This window comes from Propioniciclava sp. (assembly GCF_047602245.1).
Taxonomy (GTDB): domain Bacteria; phylum Actinomycetota; class Actinomycetes; order Propionibacteriales; family Propionibacteriaceae; genus Propioniciclava.
The window spans coordinates 2464405-2482050 of sequence record NZ_JASGHT010000001.1 but is presented as its reverse complement, the minus strand read 5'-3'; the positions used below and the strand labels follow the sequence as shown (position 1 = coordinate 2482050).

Sequence of the window (17646 nt, the reverse complement as noted above, 5' to 3'; positions counted from 1 at the left end):
CCGCCCCGGGCGGCCTCGATGCGCCGGGCCGCCTCGGTGGCGTCGATGCGCCCGGCGGCAAGATCGGCAAGAATCTGCGTCAGATCAGGATCGCTCATGCCAAAATGATAGACGGACTTTACAAATGAGGAAGTGCCTCGACCTCATCGTTGCGCAACGACGACACGAACGCCACCAGGAACGCCAGCGTCGGAATGGCCAGCAAGGCCCCCAGGATGCCGCCCAGCACACCGCCCACGGTGATGCCGAGGATGACGGCGAGCGCGTGCAGGTTGACCGCCTTGCCCATCACCAGCGGCTGCAGCAGATTCGATTCCAGCTGCATCACCAGGATCACCGCACCCAGCATGATCAGCGCCGATACCCAGCCGTGCGAGACCAGCGCCAGCAGCACGGCGACGGCCCCGGCGGTCACGGCACCGACGATCGGGATGAAGGCCAAGAAGAAGGTGAGCGCGAACAGCGCCGACACCAGCGGCACGCCCAGAATCATCGCCGCCAGCGCGACGCCCGCGGCGTCCACCAGCGCGACGATCACGGCGGCCCGCATGTAGGCGACCAGGGAGGTCCAGCCGCGCTGGCTGGCGGCGTCGGTCTGGGCGCGGTAGCGGCGCGGCACCAGCAGGCCGAGCGCGCTGGTGAAGATCGTCCGGCCCTGGCCGAGCAGGAAGAAGGTGGTGATCAGGCAGGTGAGCAGGCCGACGGCGAAGTTGCCGAACGCGATACCAGCGGACGCCACGCCCGAGGCCAGCGCGGTCGCCTGGGTGCGCAGCCAGTCCAGGCCCTGCTTGATCCAGCCGTCGAGCGAGGACTGGTCGACGGCGAACGGCAGCGTGCGGATCCACTGCATCAGGCTGTCGATGCCGGCGCCGAACATGTCCACCAGTTGCGGGCCCTCCTGGGCGACCTGCGCGCCGACGAAGGTGAGCACGCCGGCAATGAACACGATCATCCCCAGCAGGGTCAGCGCGGAGGCCCCCATCGGCGGCACCCTCAGCCGCACCAGCAGTTGCTTGACCGGGTCGAGCATCGCCGCGAGCAGGACGGCCAGCACCACCGGCACCGTGACCGCCGAGAAGTAGCCGGCCAGCCACATCACGCCGAGGACGAACGCCGCGATCACCAGCAGCCGCCAGGAGAATCCGGCCGCCACCGTGAGCCCGCGCGGAACATAGGGCTCGAGCGCGACCGGTTGCGGTGCCGGCGCGACGGGCTCGACGTTGCCGCCGCGCACCTCAAGGTCGAGATCCTCCGCGGCGCGAGCGGACGCGACCGGTGGTGCGTCCGCTCCGGCAGGATCGGACGCCGCGCCGGTCGAGGCGGCAGGGCCGGCGAGCATCCGCCGGAACGCATCGGCGACAGCCATGGGACACTTCCTTCGACAACGAGAGCCTGCGGAGGAGGACCTTCGGGGAGGGGCCTTCCGGGACCGGCCCCTTCCGGGACCGGCGTGGCCAGCGTATCCGCTAGCGTGAAGGGGTGACACCGCGTCCCCCTGCCGAATTGATGGCGCCCGACTGGGCCGAGGCCCTCGCCGGCGTCAGTGACCAGATCACCGCCATGGGCGCCTTCCTGCGCTCCGAGATCGCCGCCGGCCGCAACTATCTGCCCGCCGGCGAGAACGTGTTGCGGGCGTTCAGCCGTCCGCTCGCCGAGGTGAAGGTACTCATCGTCGGCCAGGACCCCTACCCCACCCCCGGCCACCCGGTCGGGTTGTCGTTCTCGGTGGCGCGCGATGTGCGCCCGCTGCCGCGTTCGCTGGTGAACATCTATCAGGAGTTGAACGCCGACCTCGGCATTCCGCCCGCCCCGCACGGCGACCTGTCGGCGTGGTTCGGCCAAGGCGTCCTGCTGCTCAACCGGGTGCTCACCGTGCGGCCGGGCGCGCCGGCCTCGCACCGCGGCAAGGGGTGGGAGCAGGTGACGGACGCCGCCATCGACGCGCTCGCCGCCCGCGGCGGGCCGCTGGTGGCGATCCTGTGGGGACGCGATGCGCAGAACCTGCAGCCGCGGCTGGGCGGCGTCCCCTGCATCACCTCGCCGCACCCGTCCCCGCTGTCGGCGAGCCGCGGATTCTTCGGTTCGCGGCCGTTCAGCCGCGCCAACGAGGCGCTCGTCGCCCAAGGCGGCCAGCCGGTCGACTGGCGGCTGGCCTGAGGGCGTCCGTCACGTATTGAGACGCCGGTGTTCGGACGCCGGACGGCGCGGTGTTGATTCCCCGTAGACTGCGCCGCCTACACTTCATCCGATCAGTAGAGTTGGCCGCCTGCGCGCGAGACGCCTGGCGGGACACGCTGTCCTCGTTCCTTCCTCGAAAGGTCCTCCATGGAAGTTACGACCACTACGTGGATCGTTACCGCCCTCGTCATCGCCGGTCTGCTGGCCTTCGACTTCTTCTTCCACGTCCGCAAAGCCCACATCCCGACCATCAAGGAATCGGCGATGTGGACGTCCATCTACGTCTCGATCGCCATGCTGTTCGGCGTCTTCGTCTGGACGACGATGGGCCACCAGTCCGGCCTGGAGTACTACGCGGGCTACATCACCGAGCTCTCGCTGTCGGTGGACAACCTGTTCGTGTTCCTGATCATCATGGGCAGCTTCAAGGTGCCGCGCGCCGAGCAGCAGAAGGTGCTCATGTTCGGCATCGTGGTGTCGCTGATCTTCCGCACCGGGTTCATCTTCCTGGGTGCCGCGCTGATCAACAGCTTCGCCTGGGTGTTCTACATCTTCGGCGCGATCCTGCTGCTCACCGCCGTCAACCTGGTCAAGCCCGAGGGGGGTGAGGGCGAGGCCGACGAGGCGAACAACTTCATCATCCGCCTGGCCAAGCGGTTCATGCACACCACCGACTACTACGACGGCGACAAGCTGTTCACCATGGTCGACGGCAAGAAGGCCATGACGCCGATGCTGCTGGTGATGATCGCGATCGGTGGCACGGACGTGATGTTCGCGCTCGACTCGATTCCGGCCATCTTCGGCCTCACCCAGAACACCTACATCGTGTTCACCGCGGTCGCGTTCTCGCTGCTCGGCCTGCGCCAGCTCTACTTCCTGATCGACGGCCTGCTCGACCGCCTGATCTACCTCAAGTACGGTCTGGCGATCATCCTGGCCTTCATCGGCGTCAAGCTGATCCTGCACGCCCTGCACGAGAACAACCTGGCGTTCATCAACGGCGGGCAGCACGTGCCGGTCATCGAGATCAGCACCCAGTTCAGCCTGATGGTCATCGTCGGCACCCTGATCGTGGTCATCGTGATGTCGCTGATGTCGCCCAAGGGCAAGGCGCTCACCACGCTGAGCGAGGTGCGCCGCCGTGCGCACGCCTACCTCGATCCGGATCTGTCGCACGACGCGGCCGCCCGCGAGGCGCACTACGCCGGGCTGATCAAGGCGCAGGGACGCATCGGCACGCTGCTGCCGCGCTACGAGTCGCTCCTGGAAGAGCAGCAGAGTCTGTTCGACCTGCTCGATGAGGCCTACGAAACCCGCGCCGCGCAGGTGTCGGGCGATCCGGCGCAGTTCCCGGCCGGGGATCCGCTGCGCGACGAGCCGCGATTCGACTACGCGCGCTACCGTCGCGGCACCAGCCACTAAGCGAGGAGCAGACGATGGGCCTGTTCGACATTCTCCGTCCCGGCGACGTGCGCGCCACGCGTTCGGCTCTCGATGAGGCGAACGCACCCGACGGCACCGACGACGCGATCACCGTGGTGATCAAGCGGATCCTGTCGGTCGGCATCGACGGCGTCCGGGGCTACCCGGGGGCGGTCAGGGTCGCCGAGAAGGCGCTCGCCGCCTCCGGCGGGAATGTCGAACGGGCCATCGGCTCGGTGATCAACCAGCACTACCGGGGAGCCGGCACCACCGGCTTCCTGACCAGCCTGGGCGGCTTCTTCACGATGGCGGTCGCCGTGCCGGTGAACGTGTTCGCGTTCTACGTGCAGGCCACCCGGATGACGGCCGCGATCGCGCACCTGCGCGGGTACGACATCGCCGACCCCACCATCCGGACGGCGGTCCTGCTCGCGGAGGTCGGCTCGAACGCCTCCGACATCCTCCGCAACGTGGGCGTGGGCCCCAGCCTCGGCACGACGGCCGCGCTCACCGTGGCCGGCCCGGCACTGCCGCGCTCGGCGATCATGGTGATCCAGAAGGCGGTCGGCTTCCAGCTGCTGCGCTCGGTCGGACGCCGCGCGTTCGTCGGCGCCGGGCGTTTCGTTCCGGTCGCCGGCGGCGCCTTCGGCGCCGGCATCGACCTGGCGATGATGAAGCGGATCGCCGATCAGGCGCGGATCGAATTCCCGCCGGCGCACTAGCCGGCCCGATCACCCCGGCCGGTTGGCCAGGCACGTCACCGGGGCGGTGAAGCTCGGGCGTCACCCCGGCCGGGTCAGTTCCCGCCCAGCGCCTGGACGCGGTCCAGGCCGGCGCGCAGGTCGGCGACCAGATCGGCGGCGTCCTCGATACCGACGCTCAACCGCACCAATCCCGGCCGCAGGCCCGCGGCCTGCTGCACCTCCGGTGGCATCGCCGCGTGCGTCATGGAGCCCGGGTGACAGATCAGCGACTCCACCCCGCCGAGGGACTCGGCGAGGCTGAAGTGGGTCAGCCCCTCGACCAGCGCGGCGACCCCCGCCTCGCCGTGGGCGGTCTCGAACGACACGATCGCCCCGAACCCGTCCATCTGCCGGGCGGCCAGTTCGTGGCCCGGATGCTCCGCGAGCCCCGGGTAGTGGACCCGCTCGACCGCCGGATGGCCGACCAGGGCGTCCACGACTGCGGCCGCGTTCTCCAGATGGGCTTGCATCCGGACGCGCAAGGTGCGCAGCCCGCGCAAGGTCAGGTAGGAGTCGAACGCGCCACCGGTCAGGCCGAGGCAGTTCGCCCACCAGGCCAGTTCCTCGGTCAGTTCGGTGCTGGACGCCGTGACCACGCCCGCCACCACGTCGGAGTGGCCGTTGAGGTACTTCGTCGAGGACTGCACGACGGCGTCCGCCCCGAACGCGATCGGCCGCTGCAAGGCCGGGGAGCAGAACGTGTTGTCGACCACCATCCGGCCGCCACCGGAATGCACGGCGTCGGCGAGCGCGGCCAGATCGCTGATCCCCAGCAGCGGGTTGGACGGCGTCTCGACCCAGAGCAGATCCGGGGCCAACTCAGCGACGCGCGCGGCGGCGTCCGGGGCGGTCAGATCGATCAGGTCGAGCTGGTATCCCACCTTGTCGCGCAGCGCGACCAGCAGCCGCCAGGTGCCGCCGTAGGCGTCGTGCGGCGCCACCACCCTCTGGCCGGGGCCGGTCATCGCCATCAGGCAGGTGGTGATCGCCCCCATGCCGGACGCCGTCACCACCGCCCCCGCGGCGCCGTCGAGCTCGGCGAGCGCCTCGGCCAGCACGCTGCGGGTCGGATTGCCGGAGCGGCTGTAGTCGAAACCGCGCGGCGTCCGGAAGGCAGCGAAGCTGTAATTCGTCGACAAGTAGATCGGCGGCACCACCGATCCGTGCGCCGGATCCGTGTCGATTCCGGTCCGCACCGCGGCCGTCCACCTCGATCGTTCCACGCCCACTCCCCTCTCGCCGGTGCGGTCGATCATAGGCCCATCGGGGCCGAACGCTGGCGGGTCCCGCGTTCAGCAGGTACCGTCCGAGCATGAAGCTCGAAGACGTGATCCGTAGCAAGGGAACCTCTGTGGTGACCATCGCGCCGACCGCCTCCGTGACCGAGCTGGTCTCGCTGATGGCGGAATACAAGATCGGCGCCGTGGTGGTCTCCTCCGATGGCACGCACATCGACGGGATCGTGAGTGAGCGCGACGTGGTCCGCGGCCTCGCCCAGAACGGCGCCGCCGTCACCGAGTCCACCGTCGCCGACCTGATGACCACCGACGTGCATGTCGGCAAGCCCGAGGACCGCATCGAGGAGACCGCGCACACCATGACGGTCAAGCGGGTGCGGCACATTCCGGTGGTGGTCGACGGCAATCTGCGTGCCATCGTGTCGATCGGCGACGTGGTCAAGTACCGCATCGATCAGCTGACCGACGAACGCAACCATCTGCTGGAGTACCTGCACACGTGAGCGACGAGACGGTCCGGGCGATGGTCCGGGTGGACGGGCTCGTGCAGGGCGTCGGTTTTCGCTGGTGGGTGATGCGCCACGCCGAACGCCTCGGCATCGTCGGCTACGCGCGCAACCGTCTCGACGGTTCGGTCGAGGTGGACGCCCAAGGACGCGCCGCCGACGTCTACGAACTGGTCCGGTTGCTGACCAGCCCGCGTGAGTTCCGGCGTCCGGGGCGGGTGAACGAGTTCCTGGTCGAATGGACGACCCCCGACCCCGCGATCTCGGGGTTCGACGTGCGCTGAGGCCCGCACCTTCACAGGAAACGCACAGCGTGGGCATAGCGGGATGGTGGTCTGGGCTGAAACTCTTGTTGTCATGAGCAGCCCCGACCGCCAGCAGTTGACCCGCCCCGACGGCACGCCGATCCGCGTGCTGACCGTCGACGACGAGCCCGCGATCACCGAGTTGCTGCGGATGGCGTTGCGTTACGAGGGGTGGGAGGTCACCACCGCCGACTCCGGGCTCGGTGCGGTGCAGGCAGCCCGCGAGGTGCGCCCCGACGTGATCGTCCTCGACATCATGCTGCCCGACTTCGACGGGCTGGAGGTGATGCGCCGCATCCGCGCCGACCAGCCGGACGTACCGGTGATCTTCCTCACCGCCAAGGACGCCGTCGACGACCGGATCTCGGGACTGACCGCCGGCGGCGACGACTACGTCACCAAGCCGTTCTCGCTGGAGGAGCTGGTCGCCCGGCTGCGCGGGCTGCTGCGCCGCTCGGGCGCGACCACCGCGCGCCCCGGGTCGGAGCTGGTGGTGGGCGATCTGCGGATGGACGAGGACTCCCACGAGGTGACCCGGGCCGGCGAACCGATCCACCTGACCGCGACCGAGTTCGAGCTGCTGCGCTTCCTGATGCGCAACCCGCGCCGGGTGCTCAGCAAGGCGCAGATCCTCGACCGGGTGTGGAACTACGACTTCGGCGGCCAGGCCAACGTGGTCGAGCTGTACATCTCCTACCTGCGCAAGAAGATCGATTCGGGGCGCGAGCCGATGATCCACACCCTGCGCGGGGCGGGGTACGTCCTGAAGCCGGCCGCATGAGGCCCGGCCGACGGCCGTCGGCGTCCGCCGGTGAGAGGCCGGGGCAGACGAGGATGACCGACACGAGGACGGCCAGCACGAGAGAGGGGACGCCGTGGGCGGCCAGGGCACGCTGAGTCGGCAGTTGGTGCTGCGGGTGACCGCGCTGGTGGCCGCGGTCGCGATCGCGCTGTCGGCGCTCACCGCGCTGGCGGTCAACCAGATCCTCACCGACCAACTCGACCAGCAACTGCGCTCCACCGGGCAGCGGCTGCGTGATCCCGGGACGCGCGGGCCGCTCAAACCCGCCGGTGACCCCGGCCAGATCCAGGGCCTGCTGCGCTACATCCCCGACATCGGCGGCATCATCCAGGAGGGGCGCGACTACACCGCCCTCACCGTGGAACAGACCGCCCCGCTCGACGAACTCACCACCACCGGCCCCCTCACCGTGCACCTGCCCGGGGTGGGCTCCTATCGCGTCCAGGTGATCAGCGTCGGCGGCACCGCGATGGCGATCGGGCTGCCGACCGCCTCGCTCACCGCGACCATGCTCAGCCTGCTGCTCGCGGCGACCGCCCTCACCCTCACCACCATCGTCGCCGCGTTCTGGGCGGCGCGCGCGGTGGTCGAACGCAGCCTACGTCCGCTCGCCCAACTGGCCGAGACCGCCCGGACCGTATCCGCCCTCGATCTGCACTCCGGCGAGGTCGCCGTGCCGGTGCGTGTGCCCGACAGCGGGCTGGCCCCGACGAACGAGGTCGCCCAGGTCGGCGCGGCGCTCAACGTGATGCTCGACAACGTCGAAGGAGCACTCGCCGCGCGTCAGCACTCCGAGACCAAGCTGCGCCAGTTCGTCGCCGACGCCAGCCACGAACTGCGCAACCCGCTGGCGTCCATTCGCGGCTATGCCGAACTGACCCGCCGCGAACGCGCCGACGTCCCCGAGACCACCGCGCACGCGCTGGGCCGGATCGAGTCCGAATCCGAGCGGATGTCAGGCCTGGTCAACGACCTGCTGCTGCTCGCCCGGCTCGACTCCGGACCCACCCTGCAGGCGCGCCCGGTCAGCATGGGTGCGCTGCTGGCCAACGCGGTGTCGGACGCCGAAGCCGCCGGTCCCGGGCATCGCTGGGAACTGACGCTGCCGGACGAGGAAGTGCTCGCGCTCGGCGACGAGTCGCGGGTGCAACAGATCGTCGCCAACCTGCTCGGCAACGCCCGCACCCACACCCCCGCGGGCACCCTGGTGCAGACCGCGCTGGCCCGCGAGGGCGCCTGGGCTGTCGTCACGGTGACCGACAACGGCCCCGGGATCCCCGAGAACATCCGCGACCGCGTCTTCGAACGGTTCATGCGCGCCGACACCAGCCGCGTCCGTACCGGCAGCGGCCAATCGACCGGACTCGGCTTGGCCATCGTCGCCGCCGTGGTCGGCGCGCACGGCGGCCAGGTCGGCGTCGAGTCGCGTCCCGGGTTCACCCGATTCACCGTGCGGCTCCCCTTGGTGCGCTAATCCTGCCGGGGCGTCCGGTTTTCGCAAGGATCGACCACTCGACGCCCCTTGGGTGCCTCCTCGTGCCCGTCGAGTGGCTGATTCGTGCGATGTCGTCGCCGATGACATTCGTCATGGGCGGGTCATGGGGGTTTCACATCAAGCGGTGAGGGACCGCACTACGGCGGACGCCGGGTGGGCGGGAAGGTGGAGGCATGACCACGACAGCCCCACACTTTGCCTCACGACTCCACTCACCCGGCCCCGGCAGCGCAGACGTGCTCACGCTGTCCGGCGTCCGGCGCAACTACCTGACCCGCGGGATCAACCCGCTCACCGGACGCCGCGGGCGCGGGCCCGGGTTCGAGGCCGTCCGCGGTATCGATCTCAGCCTCGGACGCGGTGAGCTGTTCGCGCTGCTCGGCACCAACGGCGCCGGCAAGACCTCGACCGTCGAACTCGTGCAAGGGCTCGCCTCGCCGTCGGCGGGCAGCGTCCGCGTGTTCGGGCACGACCCGGTCGCCGAGCGGGCGGCCGTCCGGCACCGCACCGGGGTGGTGTTGCAGAACTCGGGATTCCCGCCGTCACTGACCGTCGCGGAGATGGCGAACGCCTGGCATGACACGCTCAGCCATCCGCTGCCGGCGGCCGCCATGGTGGACGCGGTGGGGCTCGCGCACCGCGCGGACGTCGAGATCGCGAAGCTGTCCGGCGGCGAGCGGCGCCGGCTCGACATCGCGCTGGCGTTGATGGGTGACCCTGATTTGTTGATCTTGGACGAGCCGACCACCGGTCTGGATCCTGAGAGCCGGCGCACGGTGTGGTCGCTGATCCGGGAACGGGTCGCCCACGGCACCTCGGTGCTGCTCACCACCCACTACCTGCCCGAGGCCGAGGATCTCGCCGACCGGATCGCCATCATGCACGCCGGGGTGATCGTCACCCAGGGCACCTTGCCCGAGATCGTCGCGGGCACGCCGTCGCGGATCACCTTCGCCCGCCCGGCTTCGCTGGCGCTGTCCGACCTGAGCCTGCCCGGGGCGCGCGTGGAGGCGTCCGGGCTGGTCACCGTGACCACCACCACCCTGCAGGACACGCTGCGCCGCGTCCTGGACTGGGCCGGCGACACCCCGCTCGCCCGCCTCGAGGCCCGCTCCGCGTCGCTGGAGCAGGTCTTCCTCTCGATCGCCGACACATCCGCCGAGGAGCTGTGATGACCATCCAGACCGCCACCCGTCCCGTCGTCCCCACCCGCCCCAGCACGGCCGCGCGCCGGTTCGCCGCGCTGGTCCGCGCCGAGACCACCATCCTGCTGCGCAACAAGACCGCGGTGTTCACCGCCGTCGCCCTGCCGTTCATGATGGCGTTCGCGTTCAGCGGCATGGCGCTCGACCCGGTCTCGCTCGGCATCCTGCTGAGCACGATCCTGCTGGGCACCGGACTGCTGTTCGTCGTCTACTACACGATGGTCACCTCGCTGGTCGGACGCCGTGAGCAGCTCGTCCTCAAGCGGCTACTGGCGGGTGAACCGACCCGGTGGGAGATCCTGCTCGCTCCGGCCGTGCCCCTGTGGGTGCTGCTCGTCGTGCAGGCCGGGGTCGGCGTCGGCGCGGCGGTGTTCTGGTTCGATGCGCCGATGACGCACCCGTGGGCGCTCGTGCTCGCCGTCGCCGGCGGCGCCTCGGCCTGGACCGCCCTCGCCATCTGGAGCGCCACCTGGACGCGGACCGTCGAATCCGCCCAGCTCACCACCATGCCGCTGATGCTGGTCTCGATCCTGCTGTCGGGATTCTCGATCCCGCTGTCGGCTTTGCCCGCACCGGCCGAAACGGCCGCCCACTGGCTGCCGATGGCTCCGGTCGTCGACCTGCTCACCTTCGCCTTCACGGGCATGGGTCTGGGCGGGACGCCGGTCACCGGGCCGGCCGAGATCCTCGCCGCCGCCGCGACGATGCTGGCACCGCTGGTGCTGTGGACCGCGCTCGGTCTGTGGGCCGGGCTACGTTCCTTCCGCTGGGACGCCCGCTCATGAGCAGGCGGTGCGCCCCCTCCCTCCCACTACCCTGCTCACCAGCCGGCCATGTCACCGATGCCGGTTGAACCGAAGGACGAACGATGACCGCAACCACCGCAGGCGTGGCCCGCACCGAGAAATACGCTCAGCAGTCCCTGCACTGGGGTGTGGTGACGGGATTCTTGGTCGCCTTCTTCTACGCGCTGAGCAACTGGTCGGACGGGCTTCGCGGGGACGCGACCTTCGCGGCCTTCGTGGGGTCCTCCGCCGTCGCTAGCTGGGCCGGGGTGACCGTCCTGCACACCGGCATGCGGACCTGTGGCGATCTCGGCCCCGTCGGCTGGGACCGGCTCTTCTACGCGCCGACACTGCGGCGTCCGGCGATCGCCGTCTGGCTCGTCGCCTCGGTGGCCGCGTGCGCGCTGCTGTCGTTCCTGATTCCGCCGGAGGTTCCCAGCGAGCCCGGCTTTCCCCTGCTGGACTCGCTGGTGCTCTCGCTGTTCGCCGCCGGGCTGTCCTTCCCCGTCCTCGTGTTCGGCCGGCGCGCCTTCCTCAGCTACGGGTGCGCCCTCGGGTTGGCGGCGGTCTGCCTGATCGCCTCGCCCGATCCCACCACGGTGACGGTCAGGATCGTCATCGCATTCCCGACGCTGATCTGGTCGGTGATGTGGGTCGCGTTCACCTCGATGATGCTCAATATGCTGCGCACCACCAAGCAGCTGGAGCGGTCCCGGCACGATTCGGCGCGGCTGGCCGTCGCCGAAGAGCGGCTGCGGTTCTCCCGCGACCTGCACGATGTCTTCGGGCGGACGCTGTCCGCGGTCGCGCTCAAGGCCGACCTGGCCGCTCAGCAAGCCGAGTTGGGGCGTCCGGACGCGGTGGGCACCATGCGCGAGGTGCGCGCCATCGCCACCGACGCCCTGGACGAACTGCGCGGGCTGGTGCGCGGCTACCGCGAGACCGACCTCGCCTCGGAACTGGCCGGCGCCCGGTCGCTGCTCGAATCCGCGGGGATCACCGTGACCACCGTCGTCGAGGCGTCCGCACTGCCCGCCGCGGTGACCCGCTGCCTCGGCTGGGTGGTGCGCGAGGCGACCACCAACGTGTTGCGGCATGCGGACGCCACCCGCGTCGACCTCGCCCTCACCCGCGACGGCGGCGGCGTCCGCCTGAGGGTGGTCAACGACGGGGTCGCCGTCCGCACCGGCTCAGCACCGGAATCGGGCGTGCTGGGATCGGAGACCTCAGCAACGGGCCATGCGGGGTCGGCAGGCGGCGGCTCCGGTCTCGCCGGGCTGGCCGAGCGCCTCGCCGAGATCGGCGGCACGCTGCAGACCGGCGCCGCTGTGGGCGGGCACTGGCGCCTGATCGCCCGCGTGGACGCCGGCCCCCTCGCCCGCCTGGACGCGGCAGGATCGTAGCCATGAGCATCGCTCCCATCCGCGTCATCGTCGCCGAGGACGAGCACCTGATCCGTGAGGCGCTCGTCTCGTTGCTGGGACTCAGCGACGGCATCGAGGTGGTCGGCGAGGCGGCATCCGGCGACGAGGCGCTCGCGCTGCTGCGGCAGCGGCATCCGGACGTGGCGGTGCTCGACCTGCAGATGCCGGGACTCTCCGGCATCGAGGTCGCCGCCGCGTGCGCGGACGAGGTGCCCGCCTGCGCGTGCGTGATCGTGACCAGCCATGGACTGCCGGGGCACCTCAAGCAGGCGCTCGCCCACGGCGTCCGCGGGTTCCTGCCCAAGACGGTGTCGGGACGGACGCTGGCCGAGGTGATCCGGACCGTGCACGCGGGCGGCCGCTATGTCGATCCCCAGCTGGCCGCGGACGCCATCGCCGCCGGCGACTCGCCGCTGACGCCGCGTGAGGCGGACGTCCTGCACGCCGCCGACGACGGCGCTCCCGTCGAAGAGATCGCGCGCCGGGTGTCACTCTCGCCGGGGACCGTCCGCAACTACCTCAGCTCGGCCATCGGCAAACTGCACGCGGGCACCCGTCACGAGGCCGTCCGCATCGCCCGCGAGCGCGGCTGGATCTGACCTGGCTCGGCCTCAGAGGCCGGCGCGGCGCATCAAGCGCAGCCCGCCGGCGACAAGCCGGGCGAAGGCGTCCTCGGCCATGCCGTCGGGGGCGGACAGGCGCATCACATGCTGGGTCGCGACCGCCTGGGTGTCGGTGAAGCGCAGGATTCCCTCGGGGCCCTGGCGGCGTCCGAGGCCGGAGTCGCGGCGTCCGCCCATCGGGGCGCTGATCGAGGCCATCGTGGCGGCGTAGCACTCGTTGATGTTGACCGTGCCCGACACGATCCGTGCGGCCAGTTCTCGTGCGCGCCGGGTGTCGCGGCTCCACACCGAGGCGTTCAGTCCGTGCGCGGAGTCGTTGACCGCCTCGATCGCGGCGTCCTCGTCGTCGAAGGGGTAGAGCGCGACCACCGGGCCGAAGGTTTCGTCGCGCCAGCACTCCATGCCGGGGCGGACGCCTTCGAGCACGGTCGGCTCGACGCTCCACGGGGCCAGATCGGGACGGTGCCGCCCACCGACCAGGACGCGGGCACCCTGGGTGCGGGCGTCCTCGAGGTGACGGGTCACCTTCTCCAACTGGGCCGGGCTGACCAGAGTGCCGACCTGGCTCGACCAACCGTAGCCGGGCGCGAGTTCGAGGCGTCCGACGGCCTCGACGAACCGATCGGAGAACACGTCGTAGATCTCGCGGGCCACATAGAGCCGCTCGAAGCTCACGCACAGCTGGCCGGCGTTCGCGAAGCAGCCGCGCAGGGCTCCGGCGACGGCGGCGTCCAGGTCGGCGTCGGCGCACACCACCATCGCGTTCTTGCCGCCCAACTCCAGGCTGGAGCCGATCAGCCGCTCGCCGGCCCGGGCTGCGACGAGGCGTCCGGTGCGGGTCGAGCCGGTGAAGCAGATGTGGTCGACCCGGTCGATCAGCGCGCCGCCGATCATGTCACCGGGACCGGCCACGACCCGCCACGCGTCCTCGGGTACCCCGGCCTCGCGCAGCAACTCGACCCCGGCGAGTGCGGTCAACATGGTTTGGGCGTCCGGTTTGGCGACCACCGTGTTGCCGGCCGCGAGCGCCGCGACACCGTCGGCCATCGCCATGGTGAGCGGATAGTTCCAGGGCGTGATCAGCCCGACCACCCCCTTGGGATGGTGGTGCACATCGATGCGGATCAGTCCCCGCACCAGGCCCGGACGCCGCTCGTCACGCAGCACCCGCTCGGCCATGGTCGCGCAATAGCGCGCGGTCAGCGCGAGATGGACGACCTCGTCGTAGGCATCCCGGCGCGCCTTGCCGGTCTCGGTGATGATCAGATCGGCGAGGCGATCCTGGTGGTCCAGCAGCAGATCATGGAACCGGGTCAGCCGTCGCCCGCGCTCGCGTGGCCCGAGCGCCGCCCATGCGGGCTGTGCCCGGCGCGCCGTCGCCACGGCCGCATCGACGTCCGCTGAGTTCGACTGCGGCACGCGGGCGACCGGACGCCCGTCCAGCGGTGAGACGGTCTCGGACGCCTCACCGCTGGACGCGGTCAGCAGCGCCAACAGCCGGCCGATCTCGGACGGAGCCGGCACGCGCCGCTCGGAGCGATCATCGGTGTGCTGGTCGTAGGCAGGAGCGGTCGCCGTCATGGATGTCTCCTTCGTGAAGCCGCCGTGGCGACCCCACAGTAGCCGGGCCGGCGTGACCCGTAGCGGTCGGCGGATGGAGACCTGAGAAGGGTCGGGTCTGACCAAAGATCGTGCCGTGGCACGGGTGAGCGTCATCAATGTAGAGATGTGGCGAGTAGACGCACCACAACTTTGCATTGATAACGCGGACCGTCCTGGGGTTGAAGCGTGCGCGCAACGACAGTTGGACCTGCCAAGTGACCGAGCCGGTCGATCCCCGCTTGTAAGGACTAGGCTGACCCGGGTCCGTTCAGCGCCGCGCCGACCCAGGAGGCACCCATGACCCTCACCCGCACCGCACTCGCCGCCCTGGTCGACCACACCCTGCTCGCCCCGACCGCGACGCCGGCGCAGGTGGAGGCACTCGCCGCCGAGGCGTCCGCGCTGGGCACCTATTCGATCTGCGTGTCGCCGTCGATGCTGCCGCTGCCGTTCGCGCCGGGGGTGAAGGTGGCCACCGTGTGCGGGTTTCCCTCGGGCAAGCACACCCCGGCGGCCAAGGCGTTCGAGGCCGCCGAATCGGTGCGGCACGGCGCCGACGAGGTCGACATGGTGATCGACGTGGGCGCGCTCAAGGCCGGGGACGCGGCACACACCGAGGCCGAGATCCGCGCGGTCCGCGCGGCGATTCCGGCACCGGCCGTGCTCAAGGTGATCATCGAATCGGCCGCGCTCACCGACGACGAGATCGTCGCCGCCTGCCGGGCCGCCGAGGCCGCGGGGGCCGACTTCGTGAAGACCTCCACCGGTTTCCATCCCGCCGGTGGGGCGTCCACGCACGCGATCGCGCTGATGGCCGCCACGGTCGGCGGACGCCTCGGCGTCAAGGCGTCCGGCGGCATCCGCGACTGGGCCACCGCGCAGGCGATGGTGGACGCCGGCGCCACCCGGCTGGGTCTGTCCGGAACCCGTGCCGTCCTGGACGGCGGCACCGCCGAGGGCTACTGACCCACCGGCGGGCTCCTGACCGCATCCCGGATCGGCTCCGGGGCGCGGCCGATCGGCTAGGCCGGCAGGTTCGCGTCCACCAAGGCCAGGATCGGGCGTAGGTCCTCCACCGGCACCTGGCCGGGCGCGGAGGCGCGTCCGACCATCGCGAAGGTCGCGCACGAGCCGAAGACCTGCGCGGCGGCGCGGGTGATCACGCCCAGGCCGGACATCGACATGGTCAGCACCGGGGTGGTGGGGTGTTCCTCGGCCATGGTCACGGTCGCGTCGAGCAGGGTGACCAGATCGGCACGGCAGGTCGGCATCACCGCCATCTTCGCCACGTCGCAGCCGCGTTGCTGCATCGCTACCAGCCGGGCGACGATCTCGCCGGCGTCCGGGGTGGCGAAGAAGTCGTGGTTGCTGCCCACCACGGCGACACCGTGCTGGTGCGCCACCGCGATCACCGCATCACCCGCAGCAGTATCGAAGAACAGTTCGACATCAACAGCATCGATCAGGCCCGAGGACACCAGCGCGATGTTCAAGGCCGCGTAGGCGTCCGGAGCGATCGCCTGCTCCCCACCCTCCCCTTTGGTACGGAACGTGAACAACACCGGCTTACCACCCAATGCCGCCACCACTTTCCCGGCTGCCGCGAGCACCGCGCCGGTATCGAGGGCGTCGGTGAAGTAGTCCACCCGCCACTCGACGATATCGAGTTCGTGCCGGGCGAGTTCGGACGCCTGCGCGACCAACTCTGCGGTATCACGTCCCGTGATCGGGACGATCACCTTCGCCGGGCCGACACCCAGCGTCACGTCCTTCACCTGCACCGTTGCCATGATTCCCCCTCTCTCCGTACGGTTTACGCGTTCTGGGCCACGGCGTGCTGCCGCTGGCTCATCATCAACACGGTGAAGAAGCTCACCACCGCACCCAACACGATGTACCAGGCCACGCCCGGCGCGCCCAGCCCCAGACCGCCCTCATCGCGGGGTCCTTGGATCCAGGTCGCGACCATCGGGGTGAAACCACCCACCACGACCGCGGCCACCTGGTAGCCGAAACCAGCACCCGAGTACTGATGCTTCGCGCCGAACAACTCAGTGATCAACGGCTGCTGCACCGACACCGCCGCATCATGAGCGATGTTCACCAGCACCAACGCGAACACCCAGGTCAGGATCAAGCTGCCGGCCTGCAACGCGTTGAAGAACGGGAACGCCGCCAGGCCACCGACCACCGCACCAGCCAGATAGATCGGTTTGCGGCCGAACTTGTCCGACATCAACGCGAACACCGGAATCGTGATCAGGCTGATCGCGCCCACCGCCACCGAAATCCCCAGGAACGTGCTCGACTCCCACTTCAGGATGTTGGCCGAGTACTGCAAACCGAACGTGGTCACGATGAACATGGTGAACATCTCCACCGCACGGATACCAATGATCTGGAAGAACGCGACCGGGTCCTGGGTCAGCGCCTCCACCAACGGCCGCTTCGCCCGCTCACGCTGAGCAGCAGCCTTGACCGCACCATCAGCAACATCAGCATGATGGATGTCGGCCACACCGTTACGCACCCACAACCCCACCAGCGTCAACAAGCCCGCGAAGAAGAACGGGATCCGCCAACCCCACGCGATCATCGCCTCGTTACCAATGATCGCCATGATCAACAAGAACATGCCGTTGGCCAACACCAACCCCACCCCGTAGCCCATCTGGACACCCGAGGAGAAGAACGCCTTGCGGCCCTTCGGGGCCTGCGAGGTCGCCATCAACGCCGCCCCGCCCCACTCGCCGCCGACCGCGAAACCCTGGATACAACGCAACGCCACCAACAAGACCGGTGCTGCCATCCCAATGTTGTGGTAGGTCGGCAACACACCAATCCCCGCGGTGGCCGCACCCATGATCACGATCGTCCACAACAACATCCGCTTCGGGCCGAGCTTGTCACCGAAATGCCCAAAAAAGGCGCCGCCCAACGGACGGAACACGAAACCAAGAGCGAACGTGCCGAACGCCGCGATCTGACCGATCGTCGGGTTCAAGTCAGGGAAGAACGCCTTACTGAACACCAACGCGGCCACCACGCTGTAGATCAGGTAGTCATACCACTCCACCACCGCACCCACGAAACTACCCAACGCCGCACGCCGGGCCATCTGAGGTGTGATCACCGGCGCGCCGCCAGCGGGCGCGGTGGGGGTGTGACCGGACATCGTCGTCCTTTCGTGCATGGGTACCGACCGAACGATCCAGTCCGGTCACTTGCTCGGCAGTCTAGACCTCACACCGAGCGCCGGTGTGCGACTCTTGCCTGATTGCCTCACGGTTCCGGCGCTTTTTTCCGCCCGGCCGA

The 17646-nt window shown here is 69.7% G+C and carries 17 protein-coding genes; 12 read left to right on the top strand and 5 right to left on the bottom strand.

The window, feature by feature from the left end; translation table 11 throughout:
• Positions 1 to 118: 118 nt before the first annotated feature.
• Complete coding sequence (locus tag QM708_RS11710) at positions 119 to 1366, bottom strand: AI-2E family transporter (protein WP_415108530.1); 1248 nt, start codon at positions 1364 to 1366, stop codon at positions 119 to 121.
• Positions 1367 to 1479: 113 nt separating this feature from the next.
• Between QM708_RS11710 and QM708_RS11705 the strand changes: the two genes are divergently transcribed.
• The 3 genes from QM708_RS11705 to QM708_RS11695 all read left to right on the top strand — a co-directional run bounded on the left by QM708_RS11705 (position 1480) and on the right by QM708_RS11695 (position 4325).
• Positions 1480 to 2157 carry a uracil-DNA glycosylase gene (locus tag QM708_RS11705; protein WP_415108527.1) on the top strand — a complete coding sequence of 226 codons (678 nt, stop codon included), beginning with the start codon at positions 1480 to 1482 and terminating at the stop codon, positions 2155 to 2157.
• A gap of 168 nt (positions 2158 to 2325) precedes the next feature.
• Positions 2326 to 3603 (top strand): TerC family protein, encoded by a 1278-nt coding sequence (locus tag QM708_RS11700; RefSeq protein WP_415108524.1) that lies wholly within the window; start codon positions 2326 to 2328, stop codon positions 3601 to 3603.
• A gap of 14 nt (positions 3604 to 3617) precedes the next feature.
• Entirely contained in the window at positions 3618 to 4325 is a 708-nt protein-coding gene (locus QM708_RS11695; RefSeq protein WP_415108521.1) for a hypothetical protein, read from the top strand.
• 74 nt (positions 4326 to 4399) lie between these two features.
• On the opposite strand, the gene metB is transcribed toward QM708_RS11695, so the two are convergent.
• On the bottom strand, positions 4400 to 5569 hold the full coding sequence (metB, locus tag QM708_RS11690) for a cystathionine gamma-synthase (RefSeq protein WP_415108518.1): 1170 nt from the start codon (positions 5567 to 5569) through the stop codon (positions 4400 to 4402).
• Between the two features lie 89 nt (positions 5570 to 5658).
• Between metB and QM708_RS11685 the strand changes: the two genes are divergently transcribed.
• The 8 genes from QM708_RS11685 (at position 5659) to QM708_RS11650 (ending at position 12705) form a co-directional block, all read left to right on the top strand.
• Positions 5659 to 6087 carry a CBS domain-containing protein gene (locus QM708_RS11685; RefSeq protein ID WP_415108515.1) on the top strand — a complete coding sequence of 143 codons (429 nt, stop codon included), beginning with the start codon at positions 5659 to 5661 and terminating at the stop codon, positions 6085 to 6087.
• Positions 6084 to 6374 carry an acylphosphatase gene (locus QM708_RS11680; RefSeq protein ID WP_415108512.1) on the top strand — a complete coding sequence of 97 codons (291 nt, stop codon included), beginning with the start codon at positions 6084 to 6086 and terminating at the stop codon, positions 6372 to 6374. Before QM708_RS11685 ends, QM708_RS11680 begins: the two co-directional genes overlap by 4 nt.
• 73 nt (positions 6375 to 6447) lie before the next feature.
• Entirely contained in the window at positions 6448 to 7176 is a 729-nt protein-coding gene (locus QM708_RS11675; protein ID WP_415108510.1) for a response regulator transcription factor, read from the top strand.
• A 94-nt stretch (positions 7177 to 7270) separates the two neighbouring features.
• Positions 7271 to 8671, top strand: a complete 1401-nt coding sequence (locus tag QM708_RS11670) for a sensor histidine kinase (protein ID WP_415108507.1) — start codon at positions 7271 to 7273, stop codon at positions 8669 to 8671.
• Between the two features lie 194 nt (positions 8672 to 8865).
• Entirely contained in the window at positions 8866 to 9864 is a 999-nt protein-coding gene (locus QM708_RS11665; RefSeq protein WP_415108504.1) for an ABC transporter ATP-binding protein, read from the top strand.
• Positions 9864 to 10682, top strand: coding sequence for an ABC transporter permease (locus QM708_RS11660; RefSeq protein ID WP_415108501.1), 819 nt, complete (start codon positions 9864 to 9866; stop codon positions 10680 to 10682). The genes QM708_RS11665 and QM708_RS11660 overlap by 1 nt, the downstream gene beginning before the upstream one ends.
• 83 nt (positions 10683 to 10765) lie before the next feature.
• A complete protein-coding gene (locus tag QM708_RS11655; protein WP_415108498.1) occupies positions 10766 to 12085 on the top strand; it encodes a sensor histidine kinase in 1320 nt (439 codons plus the stop codon).
• Between the two features lie 2 nt (positions 12086 to 12087).
• The gene (locus QM708_RS11650; protein WP_415108495.1) at positions 12088 to 12705 is read left to right on the top strand and encodes a response regulator; all 618 of its coding nucleotides are present in this window, start codon (positions 12088 to 12090) and stop codon (positions 12703 to 12705) included.
• 12 nt (positions 12706 to 12717) lie between these two features.
• Here QM708_RS11650 and QM708_RS11645 read toward each other — a convergent pair whose 3' ends face one another.
• Entirely contained in the window at positions 12718 to 14310 is a 1593-nt protein-coding gene (locus QM708_RS11645) for a succinic semialdehyde dehydrogenase (RefSeq protein WP_415108492.1), read from the bottom strand.
• Positions 14311 to 14628: 318 nt separating this feature from the next.
• On the opposite strand from QM708_RS11645, the gene deoC reads away from it, so the two are divergent.
• Positions 14629 to 15297 (top strand): deoxyribose-phosphate aldolase, encoded by a 669-nt coding sequence (gene deoC / locus QM708_RS11640; protein ID WP_415108489.1) that lies wholly within the window; start codon positions 14629 to 14631, stop codon positions 15295 to 15297.
• A gap of 56 nt (positions 15298 to 15353) precedes the next feature.
• On the opposite strand, the gene aroD is transcribed toward deoC, so the two are convergent.
• On the bottom strand, positions 15354 to 16121 hold the full coding sequence (gene aroD, locus QM708_RS11635; RefSeq protein ID WP_415108486.1) for a type I 3-dehydroquinate dehydratase: 768 nt from the start codon (positions 16119 to 16121) through the stop codon (positions 15354 to 15356).
• A gap of 23 nt (positions 16122 to 16144) precedes the next feature.
• Entirely contained in the window at positions 16145 to 17506 is a 1362-nt protein-coding gene (locus QM708_RS11630) for an MFS transporter (protein WP_415108480.1), read from the bottom strand.
• Positions 17507 to 17646: the final 140 nt, after the last annotated feature.

What these genes read in the sequence shown, in the direction of transcription:
- aroD (WP_415108486.1), bottom strand. Translation starts at nt 16,121, where the DNA reads ATGGCAACGGTGCAGGTGAAGGACGTGACGCTGGGTGTCGGCCCGGCG.
- QM708_RS11685 (WP_415108515.1), top strand. Translation starts at nt 5,659, where the DNA reads ATGAAGCTCGAAGACGTGATCCGTAGCAAGGGAACCTCTGTGGTGACC.
- QM708_RS11655 (WP_415108498.1), top strand. Translation starts at nt 10,766, where the DNA reads ATGACCGCAACCACCGCAGGCGTGGCCCGCACCGAGAAATACGCTCAG.
- QM708_RS11665 (WP_415108504.1), top strand. Translation starts at nt 8,866, where the DNA reads ATGACCACGACAGCCCCACACTTTGCCTCACGACTCCACTCACCCGGC.
- deoC (WP_415108489.1), top strand. Translation starts at nt 14,629, where the DNA reads ATGACCCTCACCCGCACCGCACTCGCCGCCCTGGTCGACCACACCCTG.
- QM708_RS11695 (WP_415108521.1), top strand. Translation starts at nt 3,618, where the DNA reads ATGGGCCTGTTCGACATTCTCCGTCCCGGCGACGTGCGCGCCACGCGT.
- QM708_RS11710 (WP_415108530.1), bottom strand. Translation starts at nt 1,366, where the DNA reads ATGGCTGTCGCCGATGCGTTCCGGCGGATGCTCGCCGGCCCTGCCGCC.
- QM708_RS11630 (WP_415108480.1), bottom strand. Translation starts at nt 17,506, where the DNA reads ATGTCCGGTCACACCCCCACCGCGCCCGCTGGCGGCGCGCCGGTGATC.
- QM708_RS11650 (WP_415108495.1), top strand. Translation starts at nt 12,088, where the DNA reads ATGAGCATCGCTCCCATCCGCGTCATCGTCGCCGAGGACGAGCACCTG.
- QM708_RS11675 (WP_415108510.1), top strand. Translation starts at nt 6,448, where the DNA reads ATGAGCAGCCCCGACCGCCAGCAGTTGACCCGCCCCGACGGCACGCCG.
- QM708_RS11700 (WP_415108524.1), top strand. Translation starts at nt 2,326, where the DNA reads ATGGAAGTTACGACCACTACGTGGATCGTTACCGCCCTCGTCATCGCC.
- QM708_RS11660 (WP_415108501.1), top strand. Translation starts at nt 9,864, where the DNA reads ATGACCATCCAGACCGCCACCCGTCCCGTCGTCCCCACCCGCCCCAGC.
- QM708_RS11645 (WP_415108492.1), bottom strand. Translation starts at nt 14,310, where the DNA reads ATGACGGCGACCGCTCCTGCCTACGACCAGCACACCGATGATCGCTCC.